Here is a 13751-nt window from a genome sequence, read left to right as displayed (position 1 = left end):
GAAAATACGGCACCAGCATCAGACCGGCGTGCAATCGGGCCGGTCGGTCCAGTTCGTGCCGCACAGGTACAGGGTGATCGGCGCGGTGTAGCCGTAGCGGGCGCCGAGCGCGTTGTACCCGGTGACGTCCACCCGCCCGGCGACGTAGTGGTCGGTGGCGGTGCCGACCGCGGTGTCGGTGTGGCCGGCCGGTGGGGCGCCGGTGTCGTCGGCGATGCCCCAGAAACGGCCCAGGTGGTAGGCCGAGCAGAGGTTCACGTCGAGGAGGTAGGCGCCGGCGGTGCCGCACTGCGTGGCCTGCGTGCCCGGGTCGATCGGCTGACCGTGGCCCATCCCGGTGATCTGGAAGTACTCGACCGCGCCGCCGTAGATCCGGTGCGGATAGCCCGCGACCGTGTCGCTCACCTCCGGCGTCTGGTCGGTGCCCGCCAGGTTGGTCCACTGCTCGACGAGTTCGGTGGCGTTGCGCGGGGCGACGGTCGTGTCGGCGGTGCCGTGCCAGATCGACACCCGCGGGTGCGTGCCGGAGTGGTCGGCCGCGGCGCGCACCTTGTCGCCCCACTGCGCCGGGGCCTGGTCGGTCCCCGGGTTCATGCAGCTGAACGCGGTGACGGCGGAGGTCGCGCACCCGTACGGCAGCCCGGCGACGATACCGCCGCCGGCGAACACGTCCGGGTAGGTGGCGAGCATGACCGCGGTCATCGCGCCCCCGGCGGACAGCCCGGTGACGTAGGCCGACGAGGCACCGAGGTCGGCCTTCGTGCGGTCGACCATCTGCTTGATCGACAACGCCTCACCCGAGCCGCGGCGGGTGTCGGCCGGTTCGAACCAGTTGAAGCAGCTGCTGGCGTTGTTGGCGGAACTCTGCTGCGGGAACACCACCGAGATCCGCCACTGGTCGGCCAGTTTCATCCAGCCGGTGCCGGTGGCGTAGCCGGCCGCGTTCTGGGTGCAGCCGTGCAGCGCCACGACGACCGGGCGGCCGGCGGGCAGCCCGTCGGGGGCGTAGCGGAACATGCGCAGGTTGCCCGGGTTCGAGCCGAAGCCGGTCACCTCCGCCGGCCCGGCGGCCTGCGCCGGCGGTGCGAGGCCCAGCAAGGCCAGGACGAGCGTCAGCAGGGCGGTCAGCGCGCGGCGCATCGGCACACCTCCACGTCGAGGTCGGTTCCGGTGCCGCTGATGGTAAGAACCACGCCGTCGCGGGACCGCGTTGCCGGGCAACACAATCGGCGAGCCGGTCATGGTGCCCGTCACCACCGCGAATACCGCGGTTTCGGTGGCGCGACCGGTTCGTTCGTGCTCTGATACCGGATCATGGACCATCGGTGGCGGGTGCCCGGCTACACCGAGCTGGAGGTGCTCGGCACCGGCGGCTTCGGCCACGTCGTCCTGGCCAAGCACGAGACCTCCGGGCAGCTCGTCGCGATCAAGTACCTGCACGCGGAGTTCCTGGCCGACCCGGGAATCCTGGACGGGTTCCGCCGCGAGGCCCATCTGCTGCACGGCGTGCGCAGCCCGCACGTCGCGCGGCTGCACGAGTTCGTCGAACGCCCGGAGGGCGCCGCGCTGGTCATGGAGGCCGTTCCCGGGGTCTCGCTGCGCGTGCTGCTGGCCGCCGAGAAGACCCTGGCGCCCGAATCGGCTTTGGCCATCCTCAAGGGCTCCCTGCTGGGGCTGGCGGCCGCGCACGCCGTCGGCGTCGTGCACCGCGACTACAAGCCGGGCAACGTCCTGGTGTCGCAGGCGGGGGAGTCCAAGCTCGTGGACTTCGGACTGGCCACATTGGACGGACAGGCCGGGCTCGCCGCCGGGTCGCCCTCCTATATGGCCCCGGAACAGTGGGCGGGGCTGCCGGGACTGCCCGCCACCGACGTCTACGCCGCCACCTGCGTGTTCTTCCAGTGCGTCACCGGGCACCGGCCGTTCGAGGCGGACACCACCGAGCGGTTGCGCGCGCTGCACCAGTCCGCGCCGGTGCCGCTGGCCGCGGTGCCCGAGCCGCTGCGGGCGCTCATCGCGCGCGGCATGGCCAAGGACCCCCGGCAGCGCCCGGTCACCGCCGACGCGTTCGTGGCCGAACTCGAAGCCACCGCGCGCGTCGCCTACGGCCCGGACTGGGAAAGCCGCGGGTGGAAGCGGCTCGCCGCACCCGTCGCCGCCCTGACGGCCCTCACCCCGCTCGCGCTGCTCGCGACCGCCGGAACCGCGGCCGCCCCGCTGACGGCCGCCGCGCCGGCCGGAGCGGGGATCGCGGCCACGACCATCGGCAAGGTGGTCATCGGTGTTCTGGTGACCGCGGTGCTCGCCGTCGGCGGATTCCTGGTCTACCAGCAGTTCGACGATCCGCCGCGGCAGGCCGCCCTGAGCGTGGACATCGAGACCACGGCCGGCACCGACCCCGCGCTGCCGATCACCTACGACCTGCAGTACCCGCGGGTGACCGGGCACCCCGACGCCGCCGTGCAGGAGCGGATCAACGCCGCGCTGCGGTCGCCGGCCGACGAACGCCTGCGCTCGCTGCGGGAGGGACTGTCCCGCCCGGACATCCTGCCCGACTTCCTCAGCCGCGGCGAAACCGTGGGCGTGCGGACCACCGCGGTCGTCGCCCTGCGCACCGACCGGCTGCTGTCCGTGCGCTACGACCACGCGCTCGACTCGGATTTCCTGTCCCACACCAGCTGGCGGTTCCCGGAGAGCGTCACCGTCGACCTGGCCACCGGGCGGGTCCTCGGACCGCGGGACGTCTTCCGCGAGGACGTGCTGACCGCGCAGGGCATGGCCACGCTGACCGAACGGCTGGTGGCGCGCTCGGCGCAGGGGTTCTGCCGCCGGGTCAGCGTCAGCGGGCCGGGTGCGCCCGCGTCGATCGACACCGCGGACACGCCCCGCGGCGGCGACCACGTACCGGCCGCGGACCTCGTGTTCACGCATGCCGGCGTGGATTTCCTGGTGCTGTACTCCGAACTCGGCTGTACCACCGCCGCCGGCCAGGAGACGATCACGCTCCCGTACGCGGAGATCACGGACCTGCTGCGGCCGGAGCTGCTCGCGATGCTCGGCCGCGGCGCCGGTGTCCCGTCGTCCTTCCCGGCCGCGGACGACGGCACCTACACCAACGCCCGCTTCGGGTTCACCGCGCTGGTGCCCGAGGGCTACCAGCGGCAGCCCTACACGCCGCCCGGTGGCGACGGCATGGAGTTCACCGACCCGAGCCTCGGGGCGACGATGACCGTGTGGGGAGCCAACAACACCGCCGGCCACTCCACCGCGGACGTCCTGGCCGGGGCGGCGGAGGACATCCGCGCCGAAGGCGGGCAGGTCACGGCCCAGCGCGTGGAAGGCGAGCTGTACACGATCTCCGGCTACCGCGGCGACGGCCGCATCTTCTACGAACGCGGTTTCGTCGGCCCCGGCTCGACGGCCACGCTGCGGTGGGTCTACCCGCGCGCGGCCAAGGACGCGCTCGACGGGCCGGTCAGCCGCACGGTGAAGACCTTCCGCGCCGGGGACCTCACCCGGCCGCACTGAGCCGCCGGGCGGGCCCGTCCGCGGGCGCGGTCACCGAGCCGTCCCGCGCGCGAGGATGGCCCGCGCGCGCAGGATCACCGGCCGGTCCACCATCCGGCCGTCGTGGACACCGACCGACCCGTCGGTGGCCGAGGCCAGCACCTCCTCGGCCCACCGGACCTCCGCCGCCGAGGGCGTGAAGGCGTCGTTGACGAGCGGCACCTGGCGGGGGTGGATGCACAGCTTGCCGGTGAACCCCAGCTCGGCCGCGTGGGCGAGATCGTCCCGCAGCACGGTGTCGGCGTCCAGGACCGTCGTGACCCCGTCGACCGGCGCGCCGCATCCGGCCGCGGCGGCGGCGAGGACCACCGCGGAACGCGCGTGCTGCAGCGCCGCGTGCGAGGCGGGGTCGACCCCGAGCTGGGCCGCGAGGTCGATGCTGCCGAACGCGGGCCGCACCACCGCATCGGCCCGGCACACCTCGACCGCGCTCGCGACACCCAGCGCGGTCTCGATCAGCGGGATCAGCGCGGCGCCGGACCTGCGTGCGATCGCGTCGAGCACCGCCCGGTCCTCGGCCTTGGGCACCATCACCGCGGCGGCCCGGCCCGCGACGGCGGACAGGTCGTCGCCGGACCACGGGGTGCCGGGCGCGTTGATCCGCACCACCGCCCGTTGCCCGTCGTCCAGCCAGGACCGGACGTGCTCACGGGCGTCGGCCTTGCGGTCCGGGCCGACCGCGTCCTCGAGGTCCAGCACGACCAGGTCGCACCCGGAGGCCGCGGCCTTGGCGAACCGGTCCGGCCGGTGTCCCGGCACGAACAGGAAGCTGCGGGCGCCGGCGAGCGGATCGGTCATCGCGCGCTCCGCACGGCTCCGGTCGCGGTCTGACGCCCGTGCACGTCCCGCACCGCGGTGGTGGTCTGGTCCTGCTCGGTGACCGCACCGGCGATCAGGCCCTGGTGGTCGAACAGCGGCGACACCAGCCGGTAGCCGAACTCCAGATCGCCGCCGCGGCCGGTGGCGCGGGCGGCTTCGGCCATCGCGAGAGCCTGCAGGGGGCCGTGGGTGAGCAGGCCGGGGTAGCCCTCGACGTCGCGGGCGTAGTCGCGGTCGTAGTGGATCCGGTGGGCGTTGTAGGTCAGCGCCGAGAACCGGAACAACAGGGTGGGGGACACCTCGATCGCCCGTTCGCCCGGCCCGGCCGGCACGATCGTCTCGCTGTCCGCGGCGGGCAGGCCACCCGACGTGGCCGGCCGGTACACGATGTCCTGCTGCTCGTCGACCACGATCCGGCCGCCCTGGGAGATCCGGTGCTCGACCACCACGAACGTCAACGGCCCGGACCGGCCCTGCTTGTCCCGCACCGACAGCACCCGGGTGCGCCGCGTCGCCGGCTCCCCGCACCGCAGTGCCCCGCGGGTCCGGACGCGGCCACCGGCCCACATGCGGCGGCGGCCGGGACCCGGCGGCGCCGGGACGCAGTTGCGGACCGGGTGCCCGTCCGGGCCCAGATCGGCCTGGGCGGGGCGTTCCAGCAGGTACAGCCAGTGCCACAACAGCGGCAGGCCCTCGCCGCGGTCGAGGTCCGGCACCGGCACGTCCAGCAGCGCGCCCAGCGCCCGCGCGGGCTCCGGCAGCAGCACCTCGGTGCGCTCGACGATCTCCGACATGACCTTCCTGCTCAGATCCGGTTCCGGTTGACGAGCTGACGGGCGATCACGGTGCGCTGGATCTCGTTGGTGCCTTCCCCGACGATCATCAGGGGCGCGTCGCGGAAGTAGCGTTCGACGTCGAATTCGGTGGAGTAGCCGTAGCCGCCGTGGATGCGCACCGCGTTCAGCGCGATCTCCATCGCCGTTTCGGAGGCGAAGAGCTTGGCCATGCCGCATTCCAGGTCGGCGCGCCGGCCGGAGTCGTAGCGGCGGGCGGCGTGGTGCACCAGCTGACGCGCCGCCTCCAGCTTCGTCGCCATGTCGGCCAGGTAGTTCCCGATCGACTGGTGCTGCCAGATCGGTTTGCCGAACGACTCCCGCTGCTGGGCGTAGCGCAGCGAATCCTCCAGCGCGGCGCGGGCCACGCCCAGGGCACGGGAGGCGACCTGGATGCGCCCGATCTCCAGCCCGCGCATCATCTGCGCGAACCCCCGTCCCGGCACACCGCCCAGCACCGCCGAGGCGGGCACCCGCATGTCGTCGAACGCGAGCTCGCAGCTCTCCACGCCCTTGTAGCCCAGTTTCGGCAGGTCCCGGGACACGTGGAAGCCGGGGCCCTTCTCGACGAGCAGCACGCTGATCCCGGTGTGCGGCGGGTCGGCCTCCGGGTCGGTCTTGCACAGCAGCGCGACCAGGCCGGAGCGGCGGGCGTTGGTGATCCACGTCTTGGACCCGTTGACCACGTACTCCGCGCCGTCCCGGCGCGCGGTCGTGCGCAGGGCCTGCAGGTCCGAGCCGCCACCGGGCTCGGTCAGCGCCATGGTGGCGCGCAGCTCGCCGGTCGCCATCCGCGGCAGGTAGCGGTCCTGCTGCTCGGCCGTGCCGTGGTCCATCAGCAGCTTGGCGACCACCGTGTGGCCGCCCATCGCGCCGGCCAGGCTCATCCAGCCGCGCGCCAGCTCTTCGGTGACCGCGGCGTAGCACGGCGCCGACACCGCCGCCCCGCCCCACGGCTCGGGGATCGCCAGCCCGAAGATGCCCATCTGCTTCATCTGATCGATGAGCTTCTCCGGATAGGTGCCGGCGTGCTCCAGTTCCCGCACCACGGGCCGCACCTCGCGGCCGACCCACTCGCCGACCGCCGCGACGATCGCGGCCTCGTCCTCGGTCAGGCCGTCCATCCGGTGTCCTTCCTGGGTTGCGTCGTGGTCACTACCGCTCACCTGCCGCAGCGGACGCTATTCTATAGAATCTGTTCCCGGGGATAGGATGTGGCCAGTTTTCCGGCACGGAGGCGGGGGCATGGGTGCAGCGCAGGGCCGCGGGAGCAGCCCGCGGCGCACGTCGTTCGGCGACAAGCAGCAGCTCAGCGAGAAGGTCGCCGCCTACATCCGTGAGGGCATCATGGTCGGCCAGTTCCGCGCCGGCGAGTACATCCGGACCGAACGGCTGGCCGAGGAGCTGGGGGTCAGCCCCACCCCGGTGCGGGAAGCGCTGATGCTGCTGGGCAGCGAGGGGTCGGTGCGGTGGGAGCCGCGGCGCGGGTACCGGGTGGTGCCGCTGACCACGCGGGACGTCAGCGACCTGTTCCGGGTGCAGGCGTTCATCGCGGGCGAGCTCGCCGCGCGCGCCGCCACCGAGCTGCGCGACGACGAGCTGGATCTGCTCGAGGAGACCCAGGCCAAGCTGGAGCAGGCCGAGCGGGACGGCGACTTCGAGCTCGTCGAGACGCTCAACTACCGGATCCACCGCACCATCAACAAGGCGTCGGACTCGGCGCGGCTGGCCGTCCTGCTCGGCGTCACCGTGAACTACGTGCCGCTGGGCTACTACGCCTCGATCGAGGGGTGGTCGTCGGCCTCGGCCCACGACCACAGCGCGATCTTCCAGGCCCTGCGCGCCCGCGATCCGGAGGGAGCCCGCCGGGCGATGTCGGCGCACATCGAGCACGTCGGCGGCCAGCTGGTGGACCACCTGCGCCGGCGCGAAGTGCTCAGCTGACGGTTCTCGTGGCGACGGCGACCAGGTACTCCCAGTCGCCGGCGAAGGTGCCGTCGGTGGCGAGGTTGTTGTCCTGCGCGAGGGTGACGAGGTCGGCGCGGAACGCGTCCCGCCCCTCCTGGGTGAGGCGTTGCGCGGCCAGGTGCGTCGGGCCGTAGTGGGTGAGGAAGAAGTCCGTGACCCGGTCGCCCAGCAGCTCGCGCACGGTCTCCTCGGTGCCCCACCGGGTGGGCGGCAGGGCGCCGGCCGGTGGCGGCGCGTGCCGGCCGACGATCGCGAGCAGTGCGCCGATGGACCCGGACGGGGTCCAGCCGGCCAGGCCGATGGTGCCGCCCGGACGGCAGACCCGGACCAGTTCGCCGGCGGCGCGCTGGTGGTCGGCGGTGAACATGACGCCGATGGCGGACAGGACGACGTCGTACTCGCCGTCGGCGCAGGGGAGGGCTTCGGCGTCGGCTTCGCGGAAGCGCACCTCCAGCCCCTCCGCCTCCGCGCGCCGCCGGGCGACCTCGAGCAGGGCGGGCACGTAGTCGATGGCGGTGACCCGGCAGAACCGCCGCGCCGCCGCGAGCGCGACGTGCCCGGTTCCGGTGGCGACGTCCAGCACGCGCGCACCGGGCCGCGGATCCACCGCGGCGCACAGCGTTTCCGCGAGCGGGACGGTCAGCCACGCGATGCGGCCGTAGTCGCCGCAGGCAGAGCGAGATCAGGTCATCGTCACGGAGAAGCCGGTCACGGTGAAGCGGGCCGGGGCGCCGTTGGTGGAGCAGAACTCGATGCCGTAGCCGATCTGGTTCACCGTCGGGTCCGGTGGGACGTACCCCCGGCCCACCGCCCAGTCGATCATCGCCTTGATGTCGATGCTGCCGGAGAACTGGGTCGATCGCGCGACGAACGCGAGGTAGCCGTCGTCGTGCCACACGTCGTAGGTCACGCCGCCCGCGGTGTAGGTGGTGACCACGTCCCCGGCGGGCACCTGGTGGTGGTTCTCCGTCCACACCATCAGCTCCGTCACGCCCGGCCCCTGGCCGACGCCGTTGAGCCAGATGTCGTAGGCGACGTTGTAGATCCCGGTGCCGGGCCCGCGCCCGGCGAAGGTGGAGGTGATGGTCGAGTAGTCCGACAGCGGTGCGCCGTCGAGGTCGTTGATGTCCTTGTGCACGTTCGGGTACGTCTTCACCGACGTCGTGCCGGGCTGGGTGGACTCCACGTACCAGTCGTCGTGGGAGCAGGCGTAGAGGGTCTGCGGACCGGCCTCGGCCTGGTTCCACATGTTGTTGTGCACGTAGTAGCCGCCGACGGACCAGCCGCCGTTCGGGTCGCTGGTGGTGAACACCGGGTCGGCGCAGGTCGTGCTGGCGGCGGAGACCGTGGTGCCGGCGGTGGTGGTCAGCAGGAGCAGGGAAGCGGCGAGCAGCACCGCCGGCCTCGTGCGTGTCATGTGCGTCTTCCCCAACCTGTCGGGTGGTCCCCCAGCCGACGGTCGGAAAGTAGCACGGATGACGGTGAGATCGCCGCCATGTCACCCGCGACGGTGTTCGGCCTCCAGGCGTTCGGCCTCCTCGCCGCCGATGGCCTCGCCGCGGGCCACCAGGCCGGCCACGTCCGACAGCGGGATCTGCTTGAGCACCAGCGACAACGCGAACGCGATCCCGATGAACGGCAGCAGGTACCAGAACACCGGGGCGAGCGCGTCGGCGTAGGCGGTGACCACCCCGTCGCGCACCGGCTCGGGGAGCTGGTTCAGCGCGGCCGGGTCGAGGGTCGCCGTGGTGGCCGAGGCGTCCGCGGCCGAGGCGCCGGCCGCGGTGAACACGCCGTTGAGGTTCTCCGTCAGGCGTGTGGTGAAGATCGTGCCGAACACGGCCGTGCCCAGCGCCGCGCCGACCTCGCGGAAGTAGTTGTTCGTGCTCGTCGCGGTGCCGATCATCGCGGCGGGCACCGCGTTCTGCACCACCAGCACGACCACCTGCATGATCAGCCCGAGCCCGGCGCCGAACACGAACAGGTACCCGCAGATCAGCCAGATCGGCGTGTCCGCGGCGAGCGTGGTCATCAGGACCATCGCCACGGCGGTGAGGACGGTGCCGAGGATCGGGTAGATCCGGTAGCGCCCGGTCTTGGTGATCGCCGACCCGGAGACGATCGAGGTGCCGATCAGGCCGGCCATCATCGGCAGGAGCAGCAGGCCGGACGCGGCCGCCGAGGTGCCCGACGACATCTGCAGGAACGTCGGCACGAACCCGATCGCGGCGAACATGCCCAGGCCCAGCGCCAGCCCGATCGCGGTGGCGTTGACGAAGATGCCGTTGCGGAACAGGCTCAGCGGGATGATCGGGTCCGCGGCGCGTTTTTCCGCCACGACGAACGCCACCGCCGACACGAGCAGCCCCAGGCCCCACGCCCAGGTCTCCAGCGCCGCCCAGCCGTGGTCGGAGTCGCCCCCGAAGTCGGTGAAGAAGATCAGGCACGTGGTGGCCAGCGACAGGAACACCACACCGGCCAGGTCGATCGGCTGGGTCGCCTTCTTGCTCGGCAGCGTCAGCGCGACCAGCGCGATGACGAACGCCGCCACGCCGACCGGGATGTTGATGTAGAACGCCCACTGCCAGGTGAGGTGGTCGACGAAGAACCCGCCGAGCAGCGGGCCGCCGACGGCGGACAACCCGAAGACGGCGCCGAGCGGGCCGAGGTACTTGCCGCGCTCGTTGGCGGGCACGATGTCGGCGATGATCGCCTGGGACAGGATCATCAGCCCGCCGCCGCCGAAGCCCTGCAGCGCGCGGAACACCACGAACACCCAGAAGTCGGTGGCGAACGCGCAGCCGACGGAGGCGAGGGTGAACAACGCGATCGCGACGAGGAACAGCCGCCGCCGGCCCAGGACGTCGCCGAACTTGCCGTAGATCGGCATGACGATCGTGGTGGCGAGCAGGTAGGTGGTGGTGATCCACACCTGGTGCTCGACGCCGCCGAGGTCGCCCACGATCGTCGGCATCGCGGTCGCCACGATCGTCTGGTCGAGGCTGGACAGCAGCATGCCCGCGATGAGGGCGCTGAAGATGATCCAGATCCGTCTCTGCGTCAGCAGCAGCGGGGCGGGCGCGGTGGTCGTCATGACGTCCGTTCGGGGTCGGGGGACAGGAGGGTGCGCGCGGCGTCCAGCCGGCGCGTGAGGAGGTCGGCGAAGGGCGTGGTGCTGCCCTCGGACACGAATTCGCGGACGGCGGCGCCGGCCAGGGCGCCGACGACCTGCACGGCGGTCGCGGCGCGCACGTCGCCGCGCGGCAGGCCTTCCCGCCGTTCGACCAGCTCCACATCGGACTGTTCGTCGCGCAGGAGCTGCTCGAGGAACTTGGCGAGCAGCCGGGGTTCCCGTTCGACGGCGGCCTGCACCTCGCGGCAGTTCTCGACCGTCATGTCGGCGCGTGCCCAGCGCTGCGCCGTCAGCCGGGCGAGGTCGTCGAGCAGGGGGGCGGTGCCGTCGAGGAAGGCGGCCACGAGGTCCTCGTCGTCGCGGTGCGCGGACCGGCCCAGGACGGCGTCGTCCTTGGTGGCGAAGTAGTTGAAGAAGGTGCGGCGCGAGATGCCGGCGCGCTCGCACACCTCCTCGACGGTGAAGCCGGTGAGGCCCCGCTCGGCGGTGAGCCGGCGCGCCACGGTGGTCACCCGGGCGGCGGTGGCGGCCATCCGCTCGGAGCGGCCGGTAGGTGCACTATTCATGTCATAGTGCATTGTTGCACTCTCACGGTGGGAGTGCAAAGGCGGGTCTTCCCGAATGGCGGATTGCGTGGTCCGGGTTCAGTTGACGTACCGCGCCCGAACACGGGCGCACGGTGCCGAAAGGGCTCATGCCATGACCGCTGGCCTTCCCGCGTTTCCCGCCGCCGACGAACGACCGCTCGACACCTGCCTCCGTCTCCGCGAGATCGCCCCGGTGGTCCGCGCGGAGTTCCCCGGCGGCGTGCCCGCCTACCTCGCGCTCACCCACAACGCGGTCCGGGAGATCCTCGCCGGGGACAACAGGACGTTCGCGCGCGATCCGAAGCACTGGCCCGCGCTGCACGACGGGTCCATTCCGGCGGACTGGCCGCTGCGCAGCATCGTCCAGGGCGACCACCTGTCGACCAAGGACGGTGCCGACCACCGGCGGTTGCGCGGCCTGGTCGGCAAGGCGTTCACCCCGGCGCGGGTGCTCGACCTGGAGCCGCGTATCCAGCAGCTCGTCGACGAGCTGCTGGACGGGGTCGTGGCCGCGGGTGACGGGGTCGACCTGGTGCCGGCCTTCACCGAGGTGCTGCCGATGTCGGTGATCTGCGAGCTGTTCGGCGTGCCCGGGCCGGAGCGGATGCGGTTGCGGAAGTGGACCGCCACGCTGCTGGCCCACACGACCCCTGCCGTTGAGGCGTTCGCGACGCAGAAAGCCCTCATGGCCTACCTGCGGGAACTGGTGGAGCGGAAGAAGGCCGAGCCCGGCGACGACCTGACCACCAGCCTGGTCCAGGCCCGCGACGAAGGCGACGAGCTGACCACCGACGAGCTCGTCGGGGTGCTGTGGCTGATGCTCATCGCCGGGCACGAGACCACCGTGCACCTCCTCGGCAACGCCGTCATCGCGCTGTCGCAGCACCCGGGCCAGCTGGAACTGGCGAAGCGCGAACAGCGCTGGGCCGACGTCGTCGAGGAGACGATCCGGTACCGGCATTCGGTGATGATGACCAGCTTCCGCTTCACCCTCGCGGACGTGACCGTCGCGGGCGTCGACATCCCCAAGGGCAACGCGGTCGGGGTGGTCTACCAGGCGTGCGGGCTCGACCCGGAGGTGTACGGCGAGACGGCCGGGGAGTTCGACATCAGCCGCGAGCAGGGCGCGAACCTGGGGTTCGGCCACGGCCCGCGGTACTGCATCGGCGCGCCGCTGGCGCGCCTGGAGAGCAGGCTGGCGCTGGCCGCGCTGTACCGGCGGCTGCCCGATCTGAGCCTGGCCGTCGATCCGGACGACATCCCGTACTCGCCGTCGTTCTTCACGATCGGCCCGCTGTCGATCCCGGTGAACCTCGGCCTGCCGGGCTGACCGGACGGGGGGCGAGGCGACTCGCCCCCCCGTCCGCGGCCGTCAGTCGTTGCCGGCTTCCAGCGCCGCGTGGTCGAGCAGCTCGACGTCCTCGGCGCTGGCGCCGCGTGAGGCGATCACCTCGCCGCCGCCCTCGGTCATGGCGCCGATCAGGCCAGTCGAGGCGGCCTGGGCGGCGCCGACCAGCCCGGGCTGCTGGGTGCCGCCGGTGCCGACCATGCCCAGGCCCGCGTACTGCTCCAGGCGCGAGCGGGAGTCGGCGATGTCCAGGTTGCGCATGGTCAGCTGGCCGATGCGGTCCACCGGGCCGAACGCGGCGTCCTCGGTCCGCTCCATCGACAGCTTGTCCGGGTGGTAGCTGAACGACGGGCCGGCGGTGTCGAGGATCGAGTAGTCCTCGCCGCGCCGCAGCCGCAGCGTGACCTCGCCGGTGACGGCCGTGCCGACCCAGCGCTGCAGCGACTCGCGCAGCATGAGCGACTGCGGGTCCAGCCAGCGGCCCTCGTACATGAGGCGGCCCAGGCGGCGGCCCTCGTTGTGGTAGCTGGCGACCGTGTCCTCGTTGTGGATCGCGTTGAGCAGCCGCTCGTAGGCGGCGTGCAGCAGCGCCATGCCCGGGGCCTCGTAGATGCCGCGCGACTTGGCCTCGATGATCCGGTTCTCGATCTGGTCGGACATGCCCAGCCCGTGCCGGCCGCCGATCGCGTTGGCCTCCAGCACCAGGTCCACGGCGGAGGCGAACTCCTTGCCGTTGATCCGCACCGGGCGGCCCTGCTCGAAGGCGATGGTGACGTCCTCGGCGGGGATCTCGACCTCGGGGTCCCAGAAGCGGACGCCCATGATCGGCTCGACCAGCTCGATGCCGGCGTCGAGGTGCTCCAGGGCCTTGGCCTCGTGGGTGGCGCCCCAGATGTTCGCGTCGGTCGAGTAGGCCTTCTCGGTGCTGGCGCGGTAGGGCAGGTTCCGGGCGGTCAGCCACTCCGACATCTCGGTGCGGCCGCCCAGTTCGGTGACGAAGTCGGCGTCCAGCCACGGCTTGTAGATGCGCAGGGCCGGGTTGGCGAGCAGGCCGTACCGGTAGAAGCGCTCGATGTCGTTGCCCTTGAAGGTGGAGCCGTCGCCCCAGATCTGGACGTCGTCCTCGAGCATCGCGCGCACCAGCAGCGTGCCGGTGACCGCGCGGCCCAGCGGGGTGGTGTTGAAGTAGACGCGGCCGCCGGAGCGGATGTGGAAGGCGCCGCAGGCCAGGGCGGCCAGCCCCTCCTCGACGAGCGCCTCCCGGCAGTCGACCAGCCGCGCGATCTCCGCGCCGTAGGTCTTGGCCCGGCCCGGCACGGAGGCGATGTCGGGCTCGTCGTACTGCCCGATGTCGGCCGTGTAGGCGCAGGGGACCGCCCCCTTCTCGCGCATCCACGCGACCGCTACGGACGTGTCGAGGCCCCCGGAAAAGGCGATCCCGACACGTTCACCGACAGGCAGAGAGGTGAGCACCTTGGACACGAGGACAGTATATG

At 72.2% G+C, this 13751-nt stretch carries 12 protein-coding genes; 3 read left to right on the top strand and 9 right to left on the bottom strand.

The window, feature by feature from the left end; translation table 11 throughout:
• Positions 1-18: 18 nt before the first annotated feature.
• Positions 19-1140 (bottom strand): extracellular catalytic domain type 1 short-chain-length polyhydroxyalkanoate depolymerase, encoded by a 1122-nt coding sequence (locus tag L1857_RS20980; protein WP_116109633.1) that lies wholly within the window; start codon positions 1138-1140, stop codon positions 19-21.
• A gap of 174 nt (positions 1141-1314) precedes the next feature.
• Between L1857_RS20980 and L1857_RS20975 the strand changes: the two genes are divergently transcribed.
• A complete protein-coding gene (locus L1857_RS20975; RefSeq protein ID WP_249465984.1) occupies positions 1315-3528 on the top strand; it encodes a serine/threonine-protein kinase in 2214 nt (737 codons plus the stop codon).
• Positions 3529-3558: 30 nt separating this feature from the next.
• Here L1857_RS20975 and L1857_RS20970 read toward each other — a convergent pair whose 3' ends face one another.
• The 3 genes from L1857_RS20970 to L1857_RS20960 are packed head-to-tail and all read right to left on the bottom strand — an operon-like array spanning position 3559 to position 6343.
• Entirely contained in the window at positions 3559-4365 is an 807-nt protein-coding gene (locus L1857_RS20970; protein ID WP_094002799.1) for an HpcH/HpaI aldolase/citrate lyase family protein, read from the bottom strand.
• The gene (locus L1857_RS20965) at positions 4362-5180 is read right to left on the bottom strand and encodes an HTD2 family dehydratase (protein ID WP_094002800.1); all 819 of its coding nucleotides are present in this window, start codon (positions 5178-5180) and stop codon (positions 4362-4364) included. The genes L1857_RS20970 and L1857_RS20965 overlap by 4 nt, the downstream gene beginning before the upstream one ends.
• An 11-nt stretch (positions 5181-5191) precedes the next feature.
• Positions 5192-6343 carry an acyl-CoA dehydrogenase family protein gene (locus tag L1857_RS20960; RefSeq protein WP_116109631.1) on the bottom strand — a complete coding sequence of 384 codons (1152 nt, stop codon included), beginning with the start codon at positions 6341-6343 and terminating at the stop codon, positions 5192-5194.
• 121 nt (positions 6344-6464) lie between these two features.
• On the opposite strand from L1857_RS20960, the gene L1857_RS20955 reads away from it, so the two are divergent.
• Positions 6465-7163: a GntR family transcriptional regulator gene (locus L1857_RS20955; protein ID WP_116109630.1), complete on the top strand. Its 699-nt coding sequence runs from the start codon at positions 6465-6467 to the stop codon at positions 7161-7163.
• Here the strand turns inward: L1857_RS20955 and L1857_RS20950 are convergent.
• The 4 genes from L1857_RS20950 to L1857_RS20935 all read right to left on the bottom strand — a co-directional run bounded on the left by L1857_RS20950 (position 7156) and on the right by L1857_RS20935 (position 10886).
• Positions 7156-7794 (bottom strand): class I SAM-dependent methyltransferase, encoded by a 639-nt coding sequence (locus tag L1857_RS20950; protein ID WP_275895885.1) that lies wholly within the window; start codon positions 7792-7794, stop codon positions 7156-7158. The genes L1857_RS20955 and L1857_RS20950 overlap by 8 nt on opposite strands.
• A 75-nt stretch (positions 7795-7869) precedes the next feature.
• Positions 7870-8604: a GH12 family glycosyl hydrolase domain-containing protein gene (locus L1857_RS20945; protein WP_116109628.1), complete on the bottom strand. Its 735-nt coding sequence runs from the start codon at positions 8602-8604 to the stop codon at positions 7870-7872.
• 81 nt (positions 8605-8685) lie between these two features.
• On the bottom strand, positions 8686-10281 hold the full coding sequence (locus tag L1857_RS20940) for an MDR family MFS transporter (RefSeq protein WP_116109627.1): 1596 nt from the start codon (positions 10279-10281) through the stop codon (positions 8686-8688).
• Positions 10278-10886 (bottom strand): TetR/AcrR family transcriptional regulator, encoded by a 609-nt coding sequence (locus tag L1857_RS20935; protein ID WP_233156992.1) that lies wholly within the window; start codon positions 10884-10886, stop codon positions 10278-10280. The genes L1857_RS20940 and L1857_RS20935 overlap by 4 nt, the downstream gene beginning before the upstream one ends.
• A gap of 133 nt (positions 10887-11019) precedes the next feature.
• Between L1857_RS20935 and L1857_RS20930 the strand changes: the two genes are divergently transcribed.
• Positions 11020-12237, top strand: coding sequence for a cytochrome P450 family protein (locus L1857_RS20930; RefSeq protein WP_162830963.1), 1218 nt, complete (start codon positions 11020-11022; stop codon positions 12235-12237).
• A gap of 42 nt (positions 12238-12279) precedes the next feature.
• Here the strand turns inward: L1857_RS20930 and argG are convergent, their stop codons facing one another.
• Positions 12280-13737: an argininosuccinate synthase gene (argG, locus tag L1857_RS20925; protein ID WP_094002808.1), complete on the bottom strand. Its 1458-nt coding sequence runs from the start codon at positions 13735-13737 to the stop codon at positions 12280-12282.
• Positions 13738-13751: the final 14 nt, after the last annotated feature.

Source organism: Amycolatopsis thermalba, assembly GCF_023376025.1.
In the GTDB taxonomy this organism is placed as follows: Bacteria; Actinomycetota; Actinomycetes; order Mycobacteriales; family Pseudonocardiaceae; genus Amycolatopsis_E; species Amycolatopsis_E thermalba.
This window is presented reverse-complemented; position numbering and strand designations above follow the sequence as displayed.

Bases quoted from the DNA above. Each gene is read 5' to 3' on its own strand.
- L1857_RS20980 (WP_116109633.1), bottom strand. From the start codon at position 1,140: ATGCGCCGCGCGCTGACCGCCCTGCTGACGCTCGTCCTGGCCTTGCTG.
- L1857_RS20975 (WP_249465984.1), top strand. From the start codon at position 1,315: ATGGACCATCGGTGGCGGGTGCCCGGCTACACCGAGCTGGAGGTGCTC.
- L1857_RS20970 (WP_094002799.1), bottom strand. From the start codon at position 4,365: ATGACCGATCCGCTCGCCGGCGCCCGCAGCTTCCTGTTCGTGCCGGGA.
- L1857_RS20965 (WP_094002800.1), bottom strand. From the start codon at position 5,180: ATGTCGGAGATCGTCGAGCGCACCGAGGTGCTGCTGCCGGAGCCCGCG.
- L1857_RS20960 (WP_116109631.1), bottom strand. From the start codon at position 6,343: ATGGACGGCCTGACCGAGGACGAGGCCGCGATCGTCGCGGCGGTCGGC.
- L1857_RS20955 (WP_116109630.1), top strand. From the start codon at position 6,465: ATGGGTGCAGCGCAGGGCCGCGGGAGCAGCCCGCGGCGCACGTCGTTC.
- L1857_RS20945 (WP_116109628.1), bottom strand. From the start codon at position 8,604: ATGACACGCACGAGGCCGGCGGTGCTGCTCGCCGCTTCCCTGCTCCTG.
- L1857_RS20940 (WP_116109627.1), bottom strand. From the start codon at position 10,281: ATGACGACCACCGCGCCCGCCCCGCTGCTGCTGACGCAGAGACGGATC.
- L1857_RS20935 (WP_233156992.1), bottom strand. From the start codon at position 10,886: ATGAATAGTGCACCTACCGGCCGCTCCGAGCGGATGGCCGCCACCGCC.
- L1857_RS20930 (WP_162830963.1), top strand. From the start codon at position 11,020: ATGACCGCTGGCCTTCCCGCGTTTCCCGCCGCCGACGAACGACCGCTC.